Annotated in this window: 18 protein-coding genes; 3 read left to right on the top strand and 15 right to left on the bottom strand. The window is 60.7% G+C overall.

Translation table 11 applies throughout. The features are described from left to right. Positions 1-13 precede the first annotated feature (13 nt). The 13 genes from ACSAMM_RS03225 to ACSAMM_RS03285 form a co-directional block, all read right to left on the bottom strand. Positions 14-1582 carry a DUF4874 domain-containing protein gene (locus ACSAMM_RS03225; protein WP_457789726.1) on the bottom strand — a complete coding sequence of 523 codons (1569 nt, stop codon included), beginning with the start codon at positions 1580-1582 and terminating at the stop codon, positions 14-16. Between the two features lie 24 nt (positions 1583-1606). Continuing rightward, on the bottom strand, positions 1607-3298 hold the full coding sequence (locus ACSAMM_RS03230) for a DUF4874 domain-containing protein (RefSeq protein ID WP_457789728.1): 1692 nt from the start codon (positions 3296-3298) through the stop codon (positions 1607-1609). 37 nt (positions 3299-3335) lie between these two features. Further along, complete coding sequence (locus ACSAMM_RS03235; protein ID WP_457789730.1) at positions 3336-5075, bottom strand: DUF4874 domain-containing protein; 1740 nt, start codon at positions 5073-5075, stop codon at positions 3336-3338. Positions 5076-5152: 77 nt separating this feature from the next. After that, complete coding sequence (locus tag ACSAMM_RS03240) at positions 5153-7024, bottom strand: hypothetical protein (protein WP_457789731.1); 1872 nt, start codon at positions 7022-7024, stop codon at positions 5153-5155. Between the two features lie 115 nt (positions 7025-7139). Continuing rightward, the gene (locus ACSAMM_RS03245) at positions 7140-9371 is read right to left on the bottom strand and encodes a DUF5696 domain-containing protein (RefSeq protein WP_457789733.1); all 2232 of its coding nucleotides are present in this window, start codon (positions 9369-9371) and stop codon (positions 7140-7142) included. A 26-nt stretch (positions 9372-9397) separates the two neighbouring features. After that, positions 9398-10096: a YIP1 family protein gene (locus ACSAMM_RS03250; RefSeq protein ID WP_178722214.1), complete on the bottom strand. Its 699-nt coding sequence runs from the start codon at positions 10094-10096 to the stop codon at positions 9398-9400. Between the two features lie 21 nt (positions 10097-10117). After that, on the bottom strand, positions 10118-11569 hold the full coding sequence (locus tag ACSAMM_RS03255) for a hypothetical protein (RefSeq protein WP_457789735.1): 1452 nt from the start codon (positions 11567-11569) through the stop codon (positions 10118-10120). 67 nt (positions 11570-11636) lie between these two features. Next, positions 11637-12470, bottom strand: coding sequence for a carbohydrate ABC transporter permease (locus ACSAMM_RS03260; RefSeq protein WP_457789737.1), 834 nt, complete (start codon positions 12468-12470; stop codon positions 11637-11639). Between the two features lie 49 nt (positions 12471-12519). Then, positions 12520-13422, bottom strand: coding sequence for an ABC transporter permease subunit (locus ACSAMM_RS03265; RefSeq protein ID WP_178725314.1), 903 nt, complete (start codon positions 13420-13422; stop codon positions 12520-12522). Beyond that, positions 13419-16172, bottom strand: a complete 2754-nt coding sequence (locus tag ACSAMM_RS03270; RefSeq protein WP_457789739.1) for an extracellular solute-binding protein — start codon at positions 16170-16172, stop codon at positions 13419-13421. The genes ACSAMM_RS03265 and ACSAMM_RS03270 overlap by 4 nt, the downstream gene beginning before the upstream one ends. A gap of 14 nt (positions 16173-16186) precedes the next feature. Beyond that, positions 16187-17167, bottom strand: a complete 981-nt coding sequence (locus ACSAMM_RS03275; protein ID WP_178725310.1) for an ABC transporter permease subunit — start codon at positions 17165-17167, stop codon at positions 16187-16189. 17 nt (positions 17168-17184) lie between these two features. Beyond that, positions 17185-18084, bottom strand: coding sequence for a sugar ABC transporter permease (locus tag ACSAMM_RS03280; RefSeq protein WP_178725308.1), 900 nt, complete (start codon positions 18082-18084; stop codon positions 17185-17187). Between the two features lie 55 nt (positions 18085-18139). Then, the gene (locus tag ACSAMM_RS03285; protein ID WP_457789741.1) at positions 18140-18799 is read right to left on the bottom strand and encodes a hypothetical protein; all 660 of its coding nucleotides are present in this window, start codon (positions 18797-18799) and stop codon (positions 18140-18142) included. Positions 18800-19051: 252 nt separating this feature from the next. Here ACSAMM_RS03285 and ACSAMM_RS03290 point away from each other — a divergent pair, with 252 nt between their 5' ends. Both ACSAMM_RS03290 and ACSAMM_RS03295 read left to right on the top strand, forming a co-directional pair. Then, positions 19052-19894, top strand: coding sequence for a helix-turn-helix domain-containing protein (locus ACSAMM_RS03290; RefSeq protein WP_178725304.1), 843 nt, complete (start codon positions 19052-19054; stop codon positions 19892-19894). A gap of 113 nt (positions 19895-20007) precedes the next feature. Next, the gene (locus tag ACSAMM_RS03295; protein WP_418977484.1) at positions 20008-21456 is read left to right on the top strand and encodes an IS1182 family transposase; all 1449 of its coding nucleotides are present in this window, start codon (positions 20008-20010) and stop codon (positions 21454-21456) included. Positions 21457-21531: 75 nt separating this feature from the next. Here ACSAMM_RS03295 and ACSAMM_RS03300 read toward each other — a convergent pair whose 3' ends face one another. Together ACSAMM_RS03300 and ACSAMM_RS03305 are read right to left on the bottom strand one after the other, a co-directional pair. Then, positions 21532-22452: an EamA family transporter gene (locus ACSAMM_RS03300; RefSeq protein WP_457789743.1), complete on the bottom strand. Its 921-nt coding sequence runs from the start codon at positions 22450-22452 to the stop codon at positions 21532-21534. Beyond that, on the bottom strand, positions 22449-23483 hold the full coding sequence (locus ACSAMM_RS03305) for a substrate-binding domain-containing protein (protein ID WP_457789744.1): 1035 nt from the start codon (positions 23481-23483) through the stop codon (positions 22449-22451). Before ACSAMM_RS03305 ends, ACSAMM_RS03300 begins: the two co-directional genes overlap by 4 nt. A 163-nt stretch (positions 23484-23646) precedes the next feature. On the opposite strand from ACSAMM_RS03305, the gene ACSAMM_RS03310 reads away from it, so the two are divergent. Next, positions 23647-24909 (top strand): Gfo/Idh/MocA family oxidoreductase, encoded by a 1263-nt coding sequence (locus ACSAMM_RS03310; RefSeq protein WP_178725298.1) that lies wholly within the window; start codon positions 23647-23649, stop codon positions 24907-24909. Positions 24910-24963 lie beyond the last annotated feature (54 nt).

The following is a 24963-nucleotide window of genomic DNA, read 5'->3' on the forward strand; positions in this document are numbered from 1 at the left end:
GGTTGTCCGGCCATTACAGGTCGAAAACGTGCAGGATATGGAAGCCGGTGGGCGTCGGCGTCCCTTCCGCCTGTTTGACGGTGGGGTCCGCCGGGTCGTTGACGATATCCAGGCGGTTGCTCAGGCGGGCGTACTGGCCCGCCGTGTTTTTCAGGTAGAACGCCAGCTTGTACCGGCCGGGCTGATCAGGCAGGCGGACGGCGGCTTTCAGCGTATGGGTTAGGTTCCGGCTGTCGGCGTACTGCTCGGGGTTCCGGTTATACCAGGTTTCCGGCGAACCGCTGTCGACGGTGGAAACCAGCCGGTTGTCCTCGTCCAGAATAGCGAAGCCGCTTTGCAGGTTGAAGGCGGCGGCAAAGCCGTAGTTAATGAGGGACATTTCCACCTCCGCCGTGGAAGCGGGCTTCCCTTCACCCGTTACCCGCAGGTTCTGCGCCGTCAGCTTGTATCCCAAATGATCGCGGATGAACTCGAACAGATGGCGTGGGACGGTTTCTCCCTTCCGGTTCAGGAACCAGGCGGGATCGTACTGGATGCCGTTGTCCCGCAGCCAGTCTTCCGTCACCGGCACGGACTTCCATTGGCCGATGTTGGTTTCGTCCCCCGCGCCGGCGTCCACATACGAGTGGATGGCGCTCAGCGTGGTAAACCGGTGCTCGGACAGCTGTATCAGCACCTGCTGATTGTCCAGCCGGACGTGATTGCTGTCGAACCAATACTGCATGAACAGCTCCCCCTCCTGGGGGGTGTAGGCGGCTTCCCGCACCAGCTGATCCCATTGCGCGGTTCCCTCGTCCAGGCCGCCGGTGCCGTAGCTGACCAGATCGGGCAGCTTGCCGAACACCGAATCGTTTTCAATGCCGATCCGCTCGTAATAGGGCGTTCCCTCCAACAGGTTTTTATACCGGGGCAGGCGCATGAGCGCGTACAGGTGATTGGGCATGACCAGCTTTTCCATGACGGTTTGGGCAATCAGACGGCGATCCAGCGGATACTTTTCGCCATACCATTCGCCCCATACCCCCACGAAGCAGACCGGGAAAAACTGCACCGCGTGGCTCCATTTCCGGAGAACCGGCTCCAGCTGCCCGATATGCCGCAGGATGACGTCCTGCGGCGCGTCGTTGACCGGGTCGTCGCGGGTCTTGGGGTAGAGGAAGCGGGGCTGCATCCGCAGCCCTAGATCCAGATGGGCCTGAAAGACGGCGTCCAGCGCCTCCAGCCCCTTTTCGCTGATGTCCCGATCGTTGAAGCCGCTGAGATAGATGTAGGTCTGACAGACCCGCGGCATCCCTTCCGGCAGTTCCTGCGCCAGCAGCCGCTCGGTCATGACTTTCCCGGGATCCTTGATAAGGCTCATCTCGTACAGGTCACACCACGAGTCGATCCGATAGCCCCTGTCCGGATTCATCCAGAGCTGTGCATCGTCCTCGCTGGTCAGCGGCTCCAGGGTCGTTTCCACCGCCAGCGGCCGTGCCCCGTTCCCCGGCCCGGCAGAGCCCGCCGGCGCGCCGGGTGAGCAGGCGCACAGGCCCAGCGCCAGGCTGGCGGCCAGCAAAAGCCCGACGGCCCGCTGTTTCATACCGTTCCTTCTTTCCCGCATACGTTACGACACGTCAAATTCATGCAGAATATGGTAGCCGCCCGCCATGGGGGTGCGGTTGCTAAGGCGGGCGTACTGATCCGCCGTGTTTTTCAGGTAAAACGCCAGCTTATACCGGCCCGGCTTGGCGGGCAGCTTGAGGGTGGCCTTGAGGGTATGGGTCAGGTTCCGGCTGTCGGTATATTGCGCGGGGTTTCGGTTGTACCAGGTTTCGGGAACGCCGCTTTTGACGGTGGACACCACCTGGTTGCCGCTGTCCAAAAGGACAAAGCCGCTTTCGAGGTTGAAGGCCGCGGCAAAGCCGTAGTTGATCAGCGGCATTTCCACGTTCAGGGCCGAGGAGGGCTTGCCGCTGCCCGACACCTTGACGCGCTGGGCGACCAGCTTATAGCCCAGATGATCCCGGACAAATTCAAACATATTGCGGCGGATGGTTTTCCCCGCCTTGTCGCGGAACCAGGCGGGATCGTACTGGATCCCCCGGCCCTTGAGCCAGCTTTCGGTGATGGGTTCCTTCTTCCATTTGCCGATGTTGGTGTCGTCCCCGGCGCCTGCGTCCACATAGGAGTGAATGAGGCTCAAGGTGGTGAATCGATGCTCCGACAGCTGCTCAAGGATCTTCAGGTTGTCCAGCTCCACGTCGTTTTCCTTGAACCAGTATTGCAGGTACAGCTCGCCCTCCTGTGGGGTGTAGGCGGCTTCCCGCAGCAGCTGCATCCATTGATCCGAGCCGCCGTCCAGCCCACCGGTGCCGTATCCCATATCCACGATCTTCCCGAAAATGGAGTCGTTCTCGATGCCGATCCGATCGTAGTAGGGGGTTCCCTTGAGCAGGTTCTTGTAGGCCGGCAGGCGGATCAGGGCGTAGAGATTGTTGGGCACTACCAGCTGCTCCATGACGGTTTTGGCTATCAGCGCGCGGTCGATGGGGTAATACTCCCCATGCCATTCGCCCCAGGCACCGATGAAGCAGATGGGGAAGAACTGAATGGCGCGGCTCCACGTCTTGATCACCGGCGCCAGCTGTTTGATGTGCTGGAGCATGATGTTCTGGGGCGCGTCGTTCAGGGCGTCGTTGATATCCTTGGCGTAGCAGAAGCGGGGCTGGATTTTGATTCCCAGATCCAGATGGGCCTCAAACACCTGCCCGAGGGCCTGCAGGCCCTTGTCCGTGATGGCCCGGCTGTTGAAGCCGCTGAGATAGATGTACGTCTGAGAGATCATGGGCATCCCTTCGGGCGGCACCTGCTCCTGGAGCCGGGCTTTCATGACGGCCTTGGGATCCTTGACCAGGGTCATCTCATACAAATCGCACCAGGAATCGATGCGGTAGCCTCTGTCGGGATTTTTCCACAGCAGCGCGTCTTCCTCGCTGTTCAGGGGCTCCAGGGCTTTGTCCACCGTCACCGTGCCGCCGGCGGTTGGCGCGGCGGTGGGGGGGCGGCGGGTGCCGCCGGCTGTCGTCGCCGCCGTCTGGCGGGAGGGCCTGAGCGCGGTGGACGTGCCGGCCGGCTCTGTCAAGCTGTTGTCCGTCATGGTGGGGTTCACCTCCGTTGTCGAAGTGGTGTAGGCTTCCGAGGGGGAGAGGGAGGCTTCGCCGCCCGATGAGGCTGGGGGCACCTGCGCCGGACCACAGGCGCCGAGCCCCAGCAGCATCATCAGACTTAAAATCCCTCCTGTAATCCGGCGTTTCATCGTCATGCCCCTTTCGGCTGCCCAGGCGGTTTTCCGCCTAGGCAACATCAAATTCATGCAGGATATGGTACCCGTTCACCACGGCGGCGTCGATGCTGACGCGGGCGTACCGGTTCAGGCTATTTTTCAGGTAGAAGGCCAGCTTATAGCGCCCGGCCCGGCCCGGCAGCTTCATTTTCGCGCTCAGGGTGTGGGTCAGCTGCTTGGTATCGCTGTAGTTGTCCGGATTGCGGTTATACCAGGCGGCGGGATTGCCGCATTTGACGGTGGACACCACCTTGTTTTGGCTGTCCAGGATGGCAAAGCCGCTTTCCAGATTGAAGGCCGCCGCAAAGCCGCGGTTCTGCAGGGACATGGCGACCTGAATGGGGGCGGAGGGCTTGCTGTCCCCGGTGATCTTCAGGGACTGGCCCACGATCCGGTAGCCCAGATGATCCCGCACGAATTCGAACAGGTTGCGGGACACGACTTTCCCGTTTTTATCCTTGAACCAGTTGGCGTCATACAGGACGCCGTTCTTTTTGAGCCAGTCCTCGGTCATGGCGATTTTTTTCCATTTGCCGATTTCCGAGGTCTCCTTCCGGCCCCAGTCCAGATAGCTGTGCATAATGCTCAGGGTGGAGAAGCGATGCTCGGAAAATTGCAGCACGCAGCGCTTGCCGTCCACCCAGGCGTCGTTCTCTGGGAACCAGGAGTTCCAGTAGATTTCGCCGTCCTGGGGGGTGTAGGCCGCTTCTTTAATGAGCTGCAGCCACTGGTCGGTGCCGTCCTCCAGGCCGCCGGTGCCGCCGTCCGCGTTGCCGTAGCCGTAGGGGACCTTTCCGAAAACCGCGTCATTCTCGATGCCCAGGCGATTGTACCACGTTTCGCCTTTCATCAGGTTTTTGTATTCCGGCAGGCGGATGAGGCCGTACAGGCCGTTGGGGATGACCAGCTTTTCCATAACCGCCTTGCAGATGACCTTTTTGTCAATGGGGTATTTCAGTCCGTCGCTGTGCCATTCGCCCCAGGCTCCGATGAAGCAGATGGGGAAGGCCTGGATGGTATCCTTCATCTCCTTGATGACCGGCGCGAGCTGATCGATGTGCCGCAGCATGGTCTCCTGCGACGCTTCATGATCCGGGTCGGGCATGCTGGTCATATAGCAGAACCGGGGCTGGCTCTTGATGCCCATTTCGGCCTGCACCCGCAGAAAGGTTTTGATGCCTTCCAGCCCCCTGGCGGAGATGTCGCCGTTGTTATAGGCGTAGAGATAGAAATAGTTCTGCATGACCATGGTGTCGTCGCCGGGGTAATTTTTGTTCTGGCCAATGGTTTTCATCACCAGCTCCTTGCAATAGGCGGCCATATCCTTCTGCTCGGCGATGGTATGGACGCCCACGCCGCTGATGTTGCTGCGGAAGCCCCGATCCGGGTTCCCCCAGAACTGGGCGTCGTCCGAGGCGGTCAGGGGCTTGAGGACTTTCTCCACCGCCACGGGGGTTTTCTTCCCCGTGCCGGCGGTGGTGGCCGTGGTGACGCTTCCGCTGCCGGCGGGGGTCTTGGGCCGTGTGGTTTTGCCCGGGGCGGCGGAGCCCGGCGTGGAGCTGTCGGGGAGTGTGGAGCTTGCCGGATCGGTAAAGCCGGCGGTCCCGTCCGTGCTGCCATCGGCCGGAGCGCCCGAGCTGGCGCTGCTGCCGGCCGGCGTGCCGGAGGAGGCCGGCGGGGGCTCCTGGCGGCAGCCAGCCGCCAGGAGCAGCACCGCGCACAGAGCTCCGGCAATCAACCGTTTTTTCATCGGTATCCCATTCCTTCCTGTCCGTATGGTTCCGTGTCGTGAAAGAATGTGCTGGTGTTACCGGGTCTCCCGTGGGGTCAGCGGCGCTTTTTGCGCGAGACGCAGATGACCGCGCCGGACAGGCCGGCCAATGTCAGCACGGCCAGCGCGCCGACCGGTTCGCCGGTGGAGGGGTTGCTGCCGCCGTTGCCATTGTTCCCGTCGCTGCCGCCGCTGGAGGTGCCGGCGTCGGGCGTGCTGGAGGTGCCAGGCTCACCGGAGGGGGTGCTAACCGTGGGCTCGCTGGAGGTGCCGGGCTCCCCGCCGCCTTCCAGCTCGGCTTTCGTCATTTCCGCGCCGGTAAACAGGTTCTGAATTTTGCCGCTGCCGTTCATGACCACGCCGTCCTTGCTCATGACGTCGTTGGTGGCCTGCATCAGCGAGCTGAGGGTGAAGCCGCCCATCTCCCCGCCGAAGGAGGTGATGTAGATGACGAGGTTGCACACCACGTCGCCCGGCACCACGCCGCCGTTGCCGGTCATAATCGACCACGGGATGCGCACCCAGCCCTCAAACCCACTGGGCATGGGCACGGAGGAGTTGCCGCATCTGGTGGTTTCCCAGGTCTTGGAGCCCTTGGCCAGCAGGAAGGCGTCGCCCTTGCCGACCTCCGGCCAGGACTTGGTATCCGTGGATTCGCCGTTGATGCACAGGCTCAGCTTGATGTCGGTGGTTTCCATGCCGTTGAGGCCCTTGGGCATCTTGACATAGAACATAAACCCGCCTTTGTCCCGGACGGTGAACATTTCGAAGCTGTAGATGGTCAGCTCCAGCTTGGGGCCCTTGCCGTATACGTTGTTGGTGATCTCCGTCTTGTTATTAATATACAGGCCGTTGTATTTGCTGCCCAAAGGATTGGGGTTCGTTACCGCCCGTATGTCGAAGGTATCCCGCGGAAACTTAGGAGCGGGGAATACGGTGTACAGGCCCTTGGTTTCCCCTTCGGGGATCTGCTCGTCCACCGTGTAATCCGCCATAAAGGGGATTTCTTTCATATAGGATACGCCGTCGATGGTTTCCTTGGGATCGGGCGTATCGATCGGTTCGCCGTAGAAGAAAAACCGGGTGGTGGTTTCCCCTTCCATCATGACGCGCGTGGGGTAGTATTCCGCTTTGGTGGGATCGTTGAGGACGGGCATGGGCGCGGAGAAGTACAGGGGGCCGGCCTCGCCGCCGTATTCGCCCGGGATGATGGAGATGTCCTTGAGGTTCACTTCATTCCAGTCGATGTCCTTCTTCCAGTTTTCTTTGGACAGGAAGATATAGCCCTCGAAGCCTTCCTCGCCAAAGTTGAAATACTCGCCGGTGCCCTTAATGGTGCTCCATTCCTTGGCGCCCTTTTTCAGCACATAGATGTCTTTGTTAGCAGGGGGGCCGATGCTCCAATCCTCCTGCGGATTCCAGATCGGGAACTGCGCGCGGAGCTTAGAGGCAGGGGTCTTGACATACCAGAGAAGACCGGCCGCCCCCTTGAGGGAAACCGCGCCCTCGTCGACGCTGTCGTCGGTGAAGAACTTCATCCAGATGCTGTTGGATTCCGAAAAGGGCTCGGTGACCGTGCTGTCCACCTTGAACATCAGGGGAGAGAACAGCGAGGATTTCGAGGGCTCCACCGACACGGTGTTCTTTCCCTGATAGCTGCCGCCGTACAGCTGGAACACAGGTTCGGTGCCTTCACCGTAGGGGAAATAATCCCCTCGTTCGCCGCCAGCCTCGATTTCAAACAGGGTGGACGTTTCGCCCTCCTTCAGGCTCTGGGCTATGGTGTTCAGCTCGGTGATCAGGGGCGTACGGCGCAGAACCGTCACGTCCTTGATGTTCGTTTCGTCCGCCGCGGACACCGCCGCGCCGCCTATCATGGTGGTAGCCAGAAGGGCCATTGCCGCTATGGTGCTGAGAACTTTTCGCATGGTTTTTCCTCCTTTTAAGGTTGAATGAACGTGTTGTCGAAGCCGGGAACGCCGTGCTGTGCCTTTTGGATACGCATCCCTCCTTACTATCGGCTTGATTTATATGGATGTCGTCCTAAAACCCTGCCGGGGTCTCGATGCGGACGGCTTCGCCTGCCGGAATGACGCGGCCCTGCCAGCTTTGTTCCGCGCCGCCGTGGTTGGCGGCCAGCACCACGCCGTTTTCGTAGGTCACGAGGCTGAGATCCCCCTCCCGGGAGTGGGCGCGGATGCGCTGACCTTCCAGGCCCTGATGCAGCCGGGTATAGGCGGCAGAAGCGGCGGCAATGCTGTCAATCCAGTTTTCCGCGCAGGTGTTAAAGAGGAATTTCAGCGGGGTTTTGCTCAAAATGGCGGGATCGCAGCCGGTCAGCCAATAGGCCGGCTGGATGCCGGTTTCCAGCAGCGTCAGCAGGTAATCCGCCGGGTCTCCCGCCAGGTTGACCGGCTGCGAGGCCAGGGACGTATAGCCGTGGTACACCATGGAATAGAAGGGGACGGTTTCGCTGAACAAATCCTGTCCGCTGCTCTCGCTGGGAACCTCCAGCAGCAGCGAGGCCAGGCCGGCCATGTAGCCGTTGGCCCCGTCGGCGGCCAGCCGGATGCCGGCGGCGCGCATTTGCTCGAAGCAGGCGCGGTAAACGGCCAGAAGCTGCCCCCGATCCATACCGCGGTGCGCGTCGAAGTCGCTGTACAGCTCGCCGCCCATGTTTTGGAGCAGCACGCCGGAGACGCCCGACGCGTCCAGGCTGTCCAGCAGCCGGCGATTGTTCTTCCGCAGGGAATCCGCCGATACATACCGCCAGGAGGCGCCCTTTTCGTCCCAGTCCCAGGTGCTGGACAGGGGCAGCCGGCGCACCACGTTTACTTTATTGAGGCTTTTGGCGTATTGGTTGCTGGAGAACAGCCGCATTCCCCCGCCGTAGTCCCGGACCAGATCGCAGACCATAAACACGCGGGAGGTTTTCGCCTGTTCCTGCAGTCTGGACGCTGCGGCTTTGCCGCCCAGGCTTTTGTCAAAAGCGGCTTTAAAGGGATAGCGGTTTTCATAGCCGCCTTTTTCAAAGCCGTATAACAGGATGTTGGCGCCGTTCACGCCTTTGTCCTGAAGAGCCTTCATCGTCTGCTCCACCTCGGCAAAGGTGGTGGCGGCGACGCTTTTTTGATAGGGAATACCTAAGAAGCTGGCCGGCCGGGAGGTTTTACCGAAGAATTGCAGGCTGACGCTCCGGCCGCTTTCCGCCGCCGGGCGCAAACCGGTTTCCTCCTCCAGGTAGCGCTGATAGCGGCGCGCCATGCCGCTGTAATCGGCGTCGGTTTTTTCCAGGAAATAGTACCGGACCTCCGGGGACTCCGCTGTCGGCTTGTCGTGCAGCATCAGGACGGTGCGCTGGTTGGATTCCTTATCCCGGATGCCGGTCAAGTCCTGCTGATGATAAATAAAGGCGCTGTTCACCGCCGTATAGGGAGACAGGCCGCCGTCGGACTCGGCCCGGATGGAAGCGGCGGCGGCGCCGGCATGGATGACGGCCAGGAAGGCGTGCCCCGCCTTTTGCATACCGAACACCGGCAGGCGGACGCTTTGGGTGTTGTCCACGCTTTTGAGCAGCAGGTTGACGGAGGGATCGCTGCCGTATACCGGCTGGTTGTAGGGGGAAGCGCCCCGCCCGCTGTCCGAGAACCGAATCAGCGCGCCGCTGCCGTCGGGCACCAGCGCGTACCCGTCCTCTCCGCTTTCACCGGCGCCGAAGTAGGGGAGGAGGCTGACGGAGGTCAGGCGGGAGGTGCCGTATTCCTCGATTTCCGGATACACGATGGACGCCTGGACATAATCGTCCGCGAGGGTGATTTCCACCGGGATGCGGAAGGAGGTGACGGCCTCGGCGAAATCGTAGACGATGCGCACGCCGTTGGCAATCTGCCGGACTTCGAAAGTGTCCGCCTGTACGCAGCCCTCCTGGCTGTTCACCGTCATTTCATTCAGGGCGGCGTCCACAAAGGTGATGATGAGCTGCGACTGCAGCTGCCGCAGCATCTCCTGGGAGAGCTCCAGCCCTTCCAACTCCGGGGGATTGGCGTACCAGACCGTGTTCTCCCGCGAATCCCACACCGCCAGGTTGGCGGTGCGCAGGTCGACGCCCAGCCGAAGAAAGCCGGAAGCCGCCACCTGGGTGAAGTCCTCCGAAAGCGGGACGACGGGGGAGCCGGGCGGCGTTCCGCCGTCTGCGGGCGCCGGATCGGCCGATCCGGACACGCCCGCGCCGAGCAGAACGGCGACGGCCGCCAGAAAGGCGCCGATTTTTTTCATGAGACATCCCATTCCTTTCGGCTGCGTTATCGGTAGGTCAGTTCCTGCGCGATGCTGGTCGCGAAGCCGAGAATCTGCTGGGCGATGCTGAAAAACAGCAGCAGCAGAAAGCAGACGGCCAGGATGGCCAGCAGGGTGATGATTATGGAGACGATGGTTTTCTTAACGGTGTATTGGTGGACAATCATCATCCCCAGGAACACCAGCAGCAGGCTCCAGCCCGCGCCGACGACCTGGAAGGTTTGGTAAATCATGGCTTCATCCAGAGACAGGACGTTGGACAGGAGAATGCCCAGGAAGCCCAGGAGGATCCAGGGGGTCAGGGAATAGGCGGCGGCTATCCAGATGTCCCGCATCGTCCCCTCGCCGTCAATGAGCGTGCAGGTGGCCCAGTTGCATATCGTCCACAGCAGCAGAGCGCCCGCCGACTGCAGCAGGGCAGGGAGGAGCCGGACCATGGAATCGGGCTGGGGATGGAAGAGATAGCCGGTGCACAGGGCCTGCGTCAGGGCTTCCAGGAAAAACAGCAGAACCAGCAGATTGGCCAGGCCCATGGACGCTTTTTTCTCGTATTTCAAATCCTGGAAAACCGCCAGGGGATGAATGAGCAGGCGAAAGGGATAAAGCAGCTTTTCCTTGTCCGGTTTTGCCGGCGGAGTGTCCCGCAGGCGGCGCTGCCGCAGATGGATATAGCAGCCAAGCAGCATTTTCTTCACATTTGTCATAGTCGGATTCGCCTTTCCGCCTTATCGGCGACGGATTCGTTTGCCGGATTTCCCGGACAGCATCCACCGGTGCGCTTTTTTTATCAGAAAGATAAACAGGGTCAGGCCGGCCGCCGCGCCCAGAAGCAGCCACACGAAATGGCGGCGGACAAATTCCTTGCGGTAATCCTTCAGCGCCATGGAATAGAAATACGGGTCGTCCCCTTTTTTCAGCATCTCCATGGCGGCGGCGCTGTCGCCCTGCTGGAAATACGCGCGGCCGATGCTTTTGTAGGCGATGGACAGATGGCTGTTTTCCCGCAGGATTTCCTGCCACCGCTCCACGGATTCGATATACTTGCCGGCGCTGTAAAACGTCAGGGCGTCGAGAACCCGGCGCATGTAGGCGGTGGGCTCGAACACGGTCAGGCTGGCCTTTTCGCTGTCCAGGGCCAGGAAGCTGTCTCCCTGCCGTTCCACGGCCGCCAGGGCCTTGAAGGTGCCCCGGCGCTGCCCGGAGCCGCCCCAAATGGCCACCAGATTGCAATCGGCGTCGTACAGGAACAGGCGGCCGCGGGTGGCGTCCGCCCCGCACAGCAGGCCCGATTCGGTGACGCAGACGTCCACGAAGGCGCTGGCGACCTCCTCGCCGTTATCGTAGGAGACTTCCAAATCCCCAAACACGCCGTGGCCGAACTTCTTCTCCGCGGGCTGGAGGATATTGACGCCCAGCATGTTCAGGTGCTTGAGGGCTTTGCCCGCGCCCGCGCCGGCGGAGGAGGTATACAGAAAGTTGTCGCGGTCGATATACAGGTTGCTGTAGGGGGAGGGCAGGCTTTTTTCCATGGATTCCACCTGCTCTGTGCTGAACCACTTTTTCCACATCTGCAGGAACAGGACGTCGGCGGTCACCTTCACCTCGTTGGGAGCGAAAAACCCGAGAAAGCGATCCTGCGCGTCGTATTGGACAATCCCCTGATAGATCGAGGGATCGACCACGAAGACGTTGCCGTCCGTGTCCACCGCCACCTTTTCCGGCGTGTACTGGATATGGGTGTTGATGGCGGTGATGCCCTCGTTGGTCATGATGCGCACGGCTTCCCGCTTTTCATTGACGGCCACGATCCGGGCGTTGCCCGTGTCACAGATGTACAGCAGCCCGTCGGCCGCCTTGAACACCCCTTTGGGCTGGCTGAGCGGCTCTTCCCGGCCATCGATAAGTATCGCCGTGAGGACGTCGGCGGACTGAAAATCCGCGCGGATACGGACGATCCGGTTGTTTCCCGTGTCCGCCAGATAGATGGCGCCCGTCCCGTCGACGTGCAGATCCTGCGGCTCCCGCAGGCGGCCAACGCCCAGCTCGAGTCCGTCGTAAACCGCGCGCACCTGGTAGGGCGCTGGCGCCGGTATCGATGTTTTATCGGGCCCGTACAGATAAGCCTCGCTCTGCGGCAGGGCCGCGCCGGGAAGCGTCAGCGCCAGAGACAGAGCCAAAGCGGCCGCTGCCCTTCTGTAGCTCCTCAAGGTTCCAGCCTCCATTCGGAAAAGGTTTGTGGCTTCGTCAGGATTTGATGCCCGAATAGGCCATGGTTTCCACCACGGAATTTTCGCAGAAAAGGAAAATGACGATGGGCGGCAGCATCAGCAGCACCGACACGGCGGCTGTGACGCCCGTGCGGATGATGCCGCCGGTGTTGATCTGCTGCATCATGGTGGGCAGCATTTTCATGGATTCGCTGTAGGTAAACTGCGCGCCCGTCACGTTCCAGCTGCTGATGAAGGTGAGAATCATCAGCGTCATCCAGGCGGGGCGCATCATCGGCAAGACGATTTTGAAGAAGGAGTATTTTTCTCCCGCGCCGTCGATTCGCGCCGCTTCCAGCACGTCGTCCGGAATGGCGGAGATGAACTGGCCCATCAGGAACACGCCGAAGGAGGTGCTCATCAGCGGCAGGATCAGCGCCCAGAAGGTGTCCAGCATGCCGGTTTTCGCCATCAGCATGTATTGGGGCAGCGCCGTCACCTCGGGGCGGAACAGGATGGCGAACACGATGACGCGGTTGATGATGGTTTTGCCGGGGAACCGGAGCTTGGCCATGGCGTAGCCGGCCATGGAGGCCAGCAGGATGTATCCCCCGGTGGACGCGGCCGTGACAAACACGCTGTTGAACACATACCGCTCCACCGGTATCAGCGACTGGGACTGCACCCGGAGGATTTCGGCGAAGTTCTGCAGCGTCGGGTGATAGACGACGAAGCGGGGAGGAAACAGAAACAGCTCACTTATCGGCTTGAACGCGTTGATGACGGAATAGTACATGGGCAGCGCGATGAAAACGCCGAAAACAGCCAGGGAGAGAAAGGCCGCGGCGTTGCCGGCCCGGGATCGATTCATGGTTTTCCCTGTCAAACAGATGCCTCCTTTGCGCACGGCGGCGGAAGGCTCAGCCTTCGCCCGGGGCCACCGTGTTGATAGCCTTGTTGATAACCACCCAACTGACCACCATGATGGCGAACAGCACCACCGCCACCGCCGACGCATAGCCCATTTCCAGGCGCAGATTGCCGTAGTCCTGAATATGCAGCACCAGCGTGTGGGTGGAATAATCGGTGCTGGGCATGCCGGTCAGGGCGGCCGGCTGGGCGCCGATGGCAAAGGATCCGGAGATGGACAGCACCGCCCCGATGAGCAGCTGCGGGCGCATCTGGGGCAGGGTGATGTACCACAGCTCCTGCCAGCGGTTGCGCAGCCCGTCGATGGCCGCCGCCTCAAAGTAGCTGGCGTTGAGCTGCTTGAAGCCGGCGATGAAGGCCAGGAAGCCGGTGCCCATGCCCATCCACAGCACCACCACGATCACCACAAAGAAGTTATAATCCGGGTCGTACAGCCACTGGATCGGTTCGCTTATCAGTCCCCAGTTGATGAGAAAGCTGTTGAGTATGCCGTAGGAATCGTTGCTGAACAGATACGTCCACATCAGATAGGCGCTGCCGATGAGGGAGGGGGAATAGAACAAAAAGGTCAGGATATTTTTGAGCAGGCGCCCCATATCGTTGATAAACCAGGCCACCACGAAGCTCAGAATATAGCCGACCGGGCCGGTAATGATGGCGAACAGCATGGTGTTGCTGAAGGCCTTGACGAAAATGTCGTCGTCCAGGAACATCCGCATATAGTTGGAGAACCCGATGAACCGGGGCGCCTGCACCATATCGAAGTTGGTGAAGCTGATGACCACCGCCATCAGAATCGGGATGAGAGTGAAAAAGACAAAGAGAATCAGCCAGAAGCCAATGAAGAAATAGGCGTTTCCATAGGTATGTATAAAGTTTCGCAGCTTGTTCATCGGCCTTCCTCCAGCCCCAATTCGATACGCTTTCTGCTGAGCTCCTCGTCGACGATCCGCCCATAGCGGAAAATCACGTCGCGCGGGTTTTCGTATTCGTAGGCGACGCGCCGGAACGCGTTGCTCAGATTTCGGGTCACGTAATAGGCGGCGGGCGACTGGGGATTGTCGCTGACCTGCCTCCACTGGCCCAGGAGTGCCTCCGCTTCCTCCGCCGTCCAGGCCAGGGAGCCGAAAACCTCCTTGTTGGCGGGGAAGTAGCGGGAGGATACGCTGAGCTTCGCCTCGGTTTCCAGGGCGAACCGCTCCTGCGTACTGTCGGAGGTCCACCAGTCGAGGAACTGGAAGGCGTCCGCGTGACGCCGCGACTTTTCCATGACGACGGCGGCGCTCACCCGGCAGACCTCGGTGTGATCCGCCGTGCCGTCCGCCCGGACAGTGCCCGGCACCATGGCCATTTTCCACAGGCCGGCTATTTCGGGGGCGCCGACGGTCACCTGCCCGTAGAAATTGGACGTGGAGATGACCAGAGGCATCTGCCCCGTGCGGAAGCGATTGAGAATATCAAAGGATTTCGGCAGGCCGTATTTGACATACAGGTCGGTCCAGGCGGCGAAGGCTTCGATGGAGGCTTTTCCCGTCATATTGGTCCGGCTCATGTCCTGGTTATACAGGGTACCGCCGTTTTGCAGCAGGAACATTTCATAAATCTGGGTGGATTCCTCGATGCCGGCCTGCATCCCTTTTTTCTGCAGCCGGGCCAGCACGGCGTAGAACTCCTCCCAGGTTTTCGGAACCGTCAGCTCCTGCTCCCGGAAAATGTCGGCGCGGTAAAAGAGCATGTTATAGGTCTGGATTTCCGGCAGGCCGTATGTCTTTTCCCCCACCTGCAGAGATACCAGGGAGGAGGGGTAGAAGCGCTGCACGATGGCGGCGTAATCAGGCATGGCGGTCAGGTCGGTCAGGGCGTTCCGGTAATACAGGTTCATCAGAACCGTTTTGGGGACGAACAGGGCCGCGTCCGGGCCCTTACCCGAGACCAGAGCGGGCAGGAGGGTATCCGCCGCGTTGACCAGGGACACGGTAACGGGGATGCCGGTGGAGGGGGTGAAGCTGTCGGTGATCAGCCGGCTGAGTATCTGGGCCTGATCCCGGCCGGTGGCATAGCCGGTGGAAATCAAATCGTTGGTGCTGGCCCAGACCCGCAGGGACTCTCCCTGCGCCGCCCCGCCGCCCACGGTATCGTAATCCTGAATGAAGGAGGAGAGAAAGGCCAGGAAGCGAAAGCGCAGCTGTCCGAGGAAGGTGCCGCCCGTGCGCACGGGCGCGTGGCCGGGGGAGCGGAGCGTCAGGTAATCCAGCTCCATGGGCTGGGAGCGGATGCCTCCCAGCAAATCGGCCAGGGTATTGATTTGGGAGCGGAAATTGTCCATTTGGCCAGGGATGCCCCGCACTTTTTTCGCCATGGCCGCCAGCATGCGGGCGGTTTCATAAATCCGGCTGGTGCCGCTGCCGGCGATGCCGCTGTCGGCACCGGCGTCCATCCTGGCCCCCAGCGCGTTCAGCCGCTGGCGGCAGCTCTCCAGCGTCGGCACCAGGCCGTCGATGTGGGTATCCAGATCGTAATCCCGGTAGCTGTCCGGGGTCTCGCCGACCAGCACCATGATGCGGCTGTACAGGCCGTTGAGCTCCTCCACAATGGAGGACAGCTCTTGCAGCACGGCGTTCAGGCCGGTCATCACCACCTCCAGCTTTAGCTCGTGGACGCCCTTTTCCAGGTAAAACCGATAGGGGGTTCCTTGGCTGTCGGCCAGGGTTTGGCAGGTGAAGTCCGCCGCGTAGGGGAAGACGAGGGTTTCGCATTCCCGGAAGGGAACCTCGCCGTCTACCGTCAGCCTCCGCCGCACGGAGAAGCCGTTGGTATCGTTCTGCCGATACACCACGTCCAGCGCGTAAAAGCCGCTTTCCGGCACCTGCACGTTCCAGGAGACCCATTGGCCCTCCCGGCTGTAGCCCGAACCGCCCAGGGTGTTGTAGCGGATTTTGGAGGGGTCGTTGGGACTGACGGAGGCGGAAATCCGATCGTAGGACAGGGTGATTTCCAGATGGGATTTTTGCGCGTACAGCTCTGCCTCCTGCTGGATCTCCCGGTCGGCGGTGTCGACGGCGCCCCCGGCCTCCATGGCGCGGACATAGGCGGCGTAGTCATCCGTTTGAGAAAGAGGCAGCAGGCTCAGGCGGCGGATACGCACCGGCTGCCGGGTCATGGTCAGGCGCAGGGTATACGCGCCGGCGGCCAGGTTCAGCCCCTGATCCTCGCCCAGGGAGGGCGTCACGGTCTGCCAGTGGATGACCTCCACTTGGGTGGGCATCAGCTCGTTGCCCTGCCAGTCCTGTTCAAAGCGGCCGTTCGCCGGCTGTCCGCCGGCGTTTTCCCACCGCCGCGGGAATTCCACCGCCGTTTCCTTGATAACGGCGCCGTTTTGCAGGATTTCCAGGGAGCCCTGCGGCGTGATGGGCTTGCCCTCCGGGGCCTTGTATTCGATTTGCAGCTGGTAGCGGCCGGCGGCCGGCACCTGGAAGGAGAAGTCCGCCGGCGCTTTTTCCTCCAGCTGCCGGCCCTCTTCCTCGCGGTATACATCCACCGCCGCCGCAGCTGGTTCCGCCGCCGCAGCCGGACAGACGGCCGGCAGACAGACAAAGAAGGCGAGAAGCAGCGCGCCGAGGCGGCGCAAGCACGGTTTTAACACAGCATGTCTCCTCCTTATCCGACGATCCCGGTGCGGTCGATCCCCTGCACAAAGAAACGCTGTCCCACCAGAAAGAGGAGAATCAGCGGCGCAATGCTGAAAACGCAGGCGGCCTGCTCGATGGGGATGATGTAATACACGGTAAAATGCTCCCGGGGCAGGATCACCTCCAGAGCGTAGCGCAAATCCACAATCCGGGTGGCCAGCGTCTGCACCGACGACAGATTGATGGAGGCCAGATAGTAATCGCTCCAGTACCACACCAGGGAGAACAGGAAGAAGACCAGCAGCGAGGTGCGGGCGTTGGGCAGCATGATCCGGAAAAAGGTTTTGCGGTAGCCGCAGCCGTCGATGAGCGCGGCTTCCTCCAGCTCGGCGGGGATGCCGGCGAACACCTGCCGGAACACCAGGATGAACAGCCCGGCCCGCAGGCCCTGGCCCAGGGCGGCCGGCAGGAAGAACGCCAGCGGGGAGTCGAGCAGCCTCAGGCCGGAGGGGGCGCCGGTTATCAGCCGGATGATGCCGAAGACATCAAAATTGGACATCAGCAGGTAGTTGGGCATCCCCAACAATTGGGGCGGCACCACGATGGTGAACACCACCATGATGAACAGCAGGGTGGATCCCTTGAAATGAAACCGGGCGAAGCCATAGCCGGCCAGGCAGGTCACCAGGATTTGCAGCAGCGAGCTGCCCACCGCGATAAGCACCGTGTTTTTCATGGCTTCCAGTAGATGGACATCCACCACCGCCGTGCGGAAGTTGTCCCAGGTGGGCGTTTTGGGCAGCCACACCACCGTGATATCCATGAAATCCTTGGGGGAGCGGAAGGCCATGCTCACCATATACAGCAGGGGGTACAGGATAATAAACGCGATGGCCAGCAGAAACAGCCAGCGCAGCAGATTGCCCACGCATTTTCCCGCGTAGTAGGCCGGGGATATCTGAATGCTCCGGAGATCCGGCAGTTCCCGACGGTTTTTCTTCCTTGCCATGGAGGCACTCCCTTCCTTCAGCGTTCTTTTTGAAAAAGCATCCGGCGGCAGAGGAGGACGACGAGCCCCAGGATGATCAGCACCAGCAGGAAGTACATCCAGGCCATGGCCGCGGCATAGGAATAGTTCATGTCCTTCATGAAGTAGTCGCGGATATACCGCATGGCCTGGTTGTCGTAGCTGGTGAAGCTGTCGATGATGGTATAGACAATTGTGGCCAGGACGAAGGGGGACACGGTGGGGAAGGTGATTTTCCAAAAGGTTTCCCAGCCGCTGGCCCCTTCCACCTGCGCCACCTCGTAGAACGACGAGGGGATGGACAAGAGGGCGGCCATGAAAATCAGGATTTGGATGCCGCTTTTCCACACCAGGTCGGCCACGTTGGCGATCATCCCGGTCAGAATATCCACCAGGCCGTTCGGCAGGCCGCTTTCCAGCAGAAACTGGGTTAGAATGGTCACGTCGAAAATATTGGAGGCGCCGGCGGCTGGCAGCGCCACGATGGAGCTCATGTCCGCCTTAATGATTTCCGCCACCACACCGGCGGTGACGATGATGGGAAGAAAAAAGATAGCGCGCATAATCATGCGGCCGTGAAATTTCTGGTTGAGGATGGTGGCGGTGAACAGGCTGAAAAACACGATAACCGGCACCTGGTAGACGAGATCCCGGAACGCCTCGAAAATCAGCCGGGGAAATTCGGCGTCGCCGGTCAGCGCCTGTATGTACTGGCCCCAGATGCCGTTTTCCAACGGCTTCAAAACAAAGCCGTCCCCCTCGAAGGCAAACTGATAAAAGGAATAGCGGAAAAAGCTCACCATCGGCTGCACAAACAACAGAAGGAAACCGATAAACCAGGGAAGGATGAATATCCAGCCGATCGCTTCCCTCTTTTTGCTGAGTCTGCTTTTTCCCATGAGAACATCCAACCCTTTCCGCGCACAGGCGCTTCCGAATGGAGAGAACCGGCTTTTATTGATGCAGATAAGAAAAACACGTTGGTTCGTAAAAGGGGCGGTAGACCGTCAGCCCGGTGAAGCGGATGGCGGACGCATAGGTGCCCAGCCCGAACCGGCCGCAGCCGTCCAGGGTTTGCGGCTGCGGGTCGATCATCTCCACCACCAGGGCGCCGTTGGCAAACAGGAAGCAGTGGCCGCCCACGCTGCCCACCTGGATATGGTAGGTTTTCGCGGCTTCCAGCGGGTACAGGCTGGTGGATACGAAGGGGACGCATCCCGGGTATTTTTCGATGCCGGCCCGGTTCAGCCACCAGCCGCCCAGGCCGCCGATGTAGCCCTTGTCCGCGTCGTCTTTTTCGTAGTTCCATCCGGAGGCCTTCCAGGCGAAATTCAAATCGTTGCAGCAGGGGGGGACGGGCTGGGCGATAAAGTCCAGCAGGATATCCCCCTCGTAGCTGGCCCGGGAATACAGGATGCCCGCGCCGTCCCGTTTGGTTTCTCCGACAATCCAGCCGTCCGCCTCCGCCCGCCACTGGCCGCCGGTCGCCTCGAAGTCCTCCCGCAGGCTTTGTTCGTCAAAGGGACGGGCATACAGCACGGCGCTGCTGTCCAGGCATATCCTCTTTTCCTTAATATGTAGGATCCGCTCCGATGCGGGCGTTGCGTGTTCCATAGTGATTCCTCCGGCTTGTTTGACATTTTTTGTCGGATGGCGGCTGGCCGTCTGTTTGGCACTTGCTCGGTACATGCGTTGAGATTTTTTAATGAAGATCTATCCTGTTATCTAAATTGTATATTATTTCCATGCCATTAGTTTAACATATTAAATATAATGGATATAGTCCCGCGATTGATATATAATAACACGCTATTGACATTTTCGCTTGGAAGATTTACCCTTAGTGCGAGGGGAGTGAGTCGCCGCATGATGCACGATATTTTCAAATTGCGGTATCGTGTCCTGCCTATCGCCTCCTGCGAGATCGCCCGGGCAGCGAAAACGATGCCGGAGACCGTGACCGCCCTGCATAATCACAAGGAGTTTGAGCTGCTGTCCATCACGAGCGGCCAGGTGCGCATTACCATCGGCGACATTCCGTACACGGTGTCGGCCGGGGATCTGGTGTTGGTCAACTCCTACGCGCTGCATGCCATCGAGGTGGAAATCGGCCGCTCCTTTTTCGCGGACTGTCTGTCCTTTGACCTGTCGCTGCTGGAGGAAGAGGCGTTCAGCCGTCTGCTGGAGCAGGGGGAATACGAGACGGTGCCGCTGGTGCCCGCGACCCATCCTCTGCATGGCCCGCTTGCCGCCTGCTTTGAGCAGGCGCTCATCGCCTGCGGGGCCCATGCCGATTGCCGGGAGATGCTGCTGCGGGGCAGCCTCCTCGTGTTTTTCGGGCTCCTCCGCCAGAATCATCTGGTGCGTTCCAGGAGCGTGGACGCGGGAAACAACCAGTTCTGCCGCGAGGTGTTCGCGTTTATCCAGTCGTATTACGCCCATGAGATTACCTCCCGCCATGTGGCGGACAAGCTGGGGTATACCCAGAGCTATTTCTGCCGGCTGTTTAAGCAGCAGTTCGGCCAGAGCTTCCGCGACTATCTGATGATGTACCGCATCAGCAAGGCCAAGCAGTTCTTCGACGAGGGCTGCCGCAGCGTGACCCAGACAGCGGAAAAGGTCGGGTTTCACAACATGAGCTACTTCACCCAGGTGTTTCAGCAGTACACGGGCCGCCTGCCCTCCCATTATCTGAAATCCCCCGATTGACGCGTGCATGCAAAAGCGCCCGCCATCCTTTATAAAAGGATGGCGGGCGTCAGCCTGTCAAAGAAGTCGCCGAAAGGCGGCTTTTTTGGTAAAATGGAGTAGGGTGAGAAAAGATGTACGAGAGAGAAAGAGACGGACGGCGGGAAGTAGCGGTAACGGATATAGAAGCATTAGTGCCGGAGAATCATCTGGTAAGGAAAATAGAGAAGGTGATGGACTACGAGTGGATCTATGAGCGGGTAGCGCCATACTACAGCGCAGCCAAAAATGTAAGGCCGGGGACAGACCCGGTGGTACTGGTGAAAATGGTGCTGCTCCAGCACCTGTTCGGGATCCCGTCGCTGAGGCAGACATATCAGCGGGCATGTGATACAATATCGTACCGATGGTTTCTGGGATATGGGCTGTTGGACAAGCTCCCGCACTTTGCGACGGTAAGCTATGCGTTTTGCCGGCGGTTTCCGGAAGAACTGGCGACGGAAATCTTCGAGCATATACTGAACAAAGCGCTGAACAACCACATGGTGGACAGCAGCATGGTATTCATAGACGGGACGCATATCAAAGCAAGCGCCAACAAAAAGAAATACCAGAAGGAACAGGTGGCAAAGGCTGCCCGTGTGTATGCCAAGCGGCTTCGCGAAGAGGTCAACGAGGAGAGGATGAAGCTGGGGAAAGCGCCAGTGGAAGAAGAGGACGAGGATGACGACAGTCACGGGGACGGCGGAACAACGGAACAGGTGGTATCGACAACGGATCCGGAATGCGGGATGTACCACAAGGGAGAGCATGAAAAGCAGTTTGCCTATGAAGCGCACACGGTATGTGACCGTCACGGAATGGTGTTAGGGGTAAAGGTAACAGCGGGGAATGTCCATGACAGCGTGGCATGGGACAGTGTGTATGAGCAGGTAACCAGTCGATTTCCGGAAATCCAGTATGTGACAATGGATGCAGGCTACAAGCAGCCATGGATCGCGAAGCGTATTTTAGAAGACGGCCGGCTCCCCATTCTTCCGTACACCCGCCCCCACGGAACACGACGGGAAGGGTTTATGCCATGGGATTTTTCCTATGACGAAAAAAACGACCAGCTGATCTGCCCACAGGGGCAAGTTCTCCGGCATACCACCACCAACAAAGAGGGCAAACGGCTATACCGCAGCACCCCGAAGGTTTGCCGGGACTGTCCTTGCCGAAAGGAGTGCGGGGTCAATGCCAATGGGCAGAAGGTGATATATCGTCACATCTGGCAGGAAGCATTGGATTTAGCGGAGCAACTGCGCAAAACCCAATTGGCGAAAGACATTTACGCCATGCGCAAGCAAACCATCGAGCGCGTTTTTGCCGATGCGAAAGACAAACACGCCATGCGTTATACTCACCACAGAGGCTTGGCCCGCGTTACGCAATGGGTCACGCTTAAGTTTGCTGCCATGAATCTTAAAAAGCTGGCTTTATACCGCTCCCGGCACTACTCCCCTTTCTTCTTTTCCTTCTTCTTTCCCGCTTTTTTCTCCAAAAGGAGGGAGCAACCCCTTGCTTGTTCCCTCCTTCTTTGACAAGCTGGCGCCCGCCATCCTTTATAAAAGGATGGCGGGCGTCGGTATTTTCCGGGGAATAGACGAACCCCGCGCTTACAGTACCAGCAGGGCCATGCCGGCCACGGTCAGCCCGAGGCCGGCGGCGTCGCCTCGGCCGGGCTTTTCGTGAAAAACGGCCCAGGCAAGCAGGGCGGTGAACACCACGACCATGGCGCTGAGCAGGGGGAACTGCAGGGAGGAATCCATGGTTTTGGCCGTGTGCATCGAACAGACGTTGGCCAAGCCGTTGCACACGGCGTATCCGCCGGTCAGCAGCACCAGCGTCCACGCGGCGCGCTTTCCCCCGAGGTCGCGTCCGATCCGGGCGCGAAGTCCGGCGGCGCCGGCTTCGTCTGTGCGTTTCAAAAGGCCGGGCAGCAGGATGGCCGCGGAGGCGATAAGGCCCAGAAGAGAGGTCAGCGTCAAAAACTCCCGGCTGGAACCCGTATCCGCGCGAATGGCGTGCGCTTTCGTCACCACGCTGACCATGCCGTTGGAAACGAACACCGCTAAACACAGGAGCCAGAAGCGCCGCCGGGGGCTCCCGGCGGCCCGCTCGTCCTGTTTCCCGAACAGACAACCGAAGGAAGCGAGCACGATGAGCAGGGTACCCGCCGCCTTCCCGGCGGTCAGCGGTTCCCCCAGCCGTATCACGCCGTAGGCGGATGGCAGCAGAAGGCCGCCGGAAAGGCTGAAGAGGGTGACCACCGCCACCTTCCCAAGGCGCATGGCGAACAGGGAGGCCGCGTTGTTCACCGCCGCGCAGACGGCGTATACCACCGCGTACAGCAGGGACGCCGGCAGGATGCGCAGGCGGAACCCGCCCGCCGACAGGAACAGGAATCCCATCCACAGATTGGCGAACACCAGCATCCATATGGCCGGCCGCCAGCCGGCGCCCGCGCGGAGCTGATATTGCTTAGTGAACAGAAACTGGACGGAAAACAACACGCCGGCCGCGGCAAGTGTCATCATAGGGGCTCCTCCTCCGCGCCGTCCCGCAGCCGGGAGGCTATATACAAATGCCGGTTATCCGGCAGCCGCCCCTGCGACAGCCAGTCGCCCACCGCCTGTATGCATTGGTAACCCTGCCGATACGGGTCTTGCCGGATCACGGCGGCCAGCGCGTTCCGGTTCAGATAGGCCTCGTTCCGGCCGGGACTTTCATAGCCGCACACCGTCACGCCGTCCAGGCGGAGCTTGTGCAGGGCCAGGCATACCTGCGGCAGGATGTCCTGTGAGACATAGACGCTGTGAAATGCCCGCTCCCGTTCGTGCAGGGCACGGGCCAGCTGGGCGGACAGCAGGGAGGGGGTCATGGCCGACACGTCCACCTCGCCTGTCCAGCGCAGAGCGGGAAGCAGCGCCTGGATTTCCAGGCGGAAGCCTTCGTCCCGCCGCCGCGACATGGGCGTATGCGCGCCGTGTATCCACAGGATGTCCGGCCGGAGGGCCAGCGCGTCCCGGCACGCCCGCGCCAGGCGCATCCCGTCCTGATAGAAATTCGCCCCGGCGTAGAAAAGAAAAGGGACGCCGTCCGCTGTCTCGTTGAAGAAAACCACCGGGATGCGCGCGGCGATACCGCGCAGCCGCTCGGTCATGGCGGGAAAAGGGGCCGGGGTGACCACCAGCACATCCGCCCGCATATCCTCCATATAATCGAGGCAGTATAAGGCGTCGGCCTCGCTGTGCACGCCGGCGTACAGGCTCAGCGTCAGATGCGCGCCTTTCAGGGCGGCCATGGCGTCCTTGACGCCGCGGATGGCCTCGTTCCAGAAAGCGTACGGGTTGATGGGCAGGACAACGCCCACCACCGTTTCCCCCGCTTGGATTTTGGCGCGCCGCGCGCCCGCCGGGTCGTACTGCACCTCGCGGGCGGCCCGCAGGATCGCCTCCTTGGTGCCGGCGTCCACGTTCCCGCAGTTATGCAGCGCCTTGGACACCGTGGATTTGGACAGCCGCACCCGGCGGGATATTTCGCGGATGCATCCCGCGTCCTTATCCATGGCGCCATCTCCTTTCCGTATAGACCCATCATCCCATGGAACGGCGTTTCGTGCAATGGCCGACCTGCTTAAAAAGCCGCGGACATATTTGAGCATTTCGCACATTACAAAAAACGGCGTAAGCTGGCATGATGGTAGCAGAAGCATGAAGGAGGTTTGGAAAATGGCAAACAAAATTCGCATCGGCGTATTCGGCGCTTTCCGCGGCAAAACCATGATACAGGTGCTGGCCTACCACCCGGACGCCGCGCTGGTGGCGGTGTGCGATCGGCACCGCCCGCTGCTGGACGAGGTGGGCAAGCTGGCGGAGGAGGCGCACATCCAGGTCGCCCTTTACGAGGATTTTGAGGAGTTCTTCCAGCACGACATGGACGCGGTGGTGCTGGCCAATTACGCCAACGAGCACGCGCCCTATGCCATCCGGCTGCTGCGGGCGGGCCGGCACGTGCTCAGCGAGGTGCTGCCCTGCCAGACCATGGCCGAGGCGGTGGCCCTTATCGAGGCGGTGGAGGAATCGGGCAAGGTGTACGCCTACGCGGAAAACTACTGCTATATGGACAACACCTTTGAGATGTGGCGGCGGTACAAGAACGGGGATATCGGTGAGGTCACCTATGCCGAGGGCGAGTATATCCACGACTGCGCGGCCATCTGGCCGGGGATTACCTACGGCGACCGGAACCATTGGCGCAACCGGATGTACCCCACCTTTTACTGCACCCACAGCATCGGGCCGATGCTGGCCATCACCGGGCGGCGGCCTGTGCGGGTGACGGGCTACGAGACCCCGCCCAACCCGCAGATGACGGCGCTCGGGCATCCGGGCGGGCAGGCCGGCGGGGTGGAGATGCTGGTGCTGGACAACGGGGCGATAGCCAAAAGCGTGCACGGCGGCCTCAAGCGGGAGCCGGGCAGCATCAACTACGAGGTGTACGGCACCAAGGGCATGATGGAAACCGAGCGTTTCGACGGCGCGCGCCTGACCGTGTACCGGGAGGGCGAGCAGCTGTGCAAGGGCGACCTGAGCACCTATGTCCCGGAGAAATTCGTTTCGCCCGATCTGGTGGCGGCCAGCGGCGTGGGCGGCCATAACGGCAGCGATTTTTACGCCACCCACTTTTTCATTGAAAAGATTCTGGGCCGCCCGGACGGCGCTTACAGCCTGGACGTGTACCAGGCGGTGGACATGGGGATTTGCGGGATACTGGCTTTCCGCTCCATCCTGAACGGCGGCGTTCCCATCGACGTGCCCAACCTGCGCAACCCGGAGGAACGGGACGCGTGGCGGCAGGACAACGCCTGCACCGACCCCGCCGTGGCGGGGGATCAGCTGCTGCCCCTCACCGCGTATCCTGAGGCCGACGTTCCCGACGAGGTATACGAACGGGTGCGCCAGCTATGGCTGGAGGGACGCGACGCCGAATAACCCGATAAACAACGCCTCCCGACGCGGCATACAAACCGCGTCGGGAGGCGTTGT

It is taken from the genome of Anaeromassilibacillus sp. SJQ-5, from assembly GCF_054108045.1.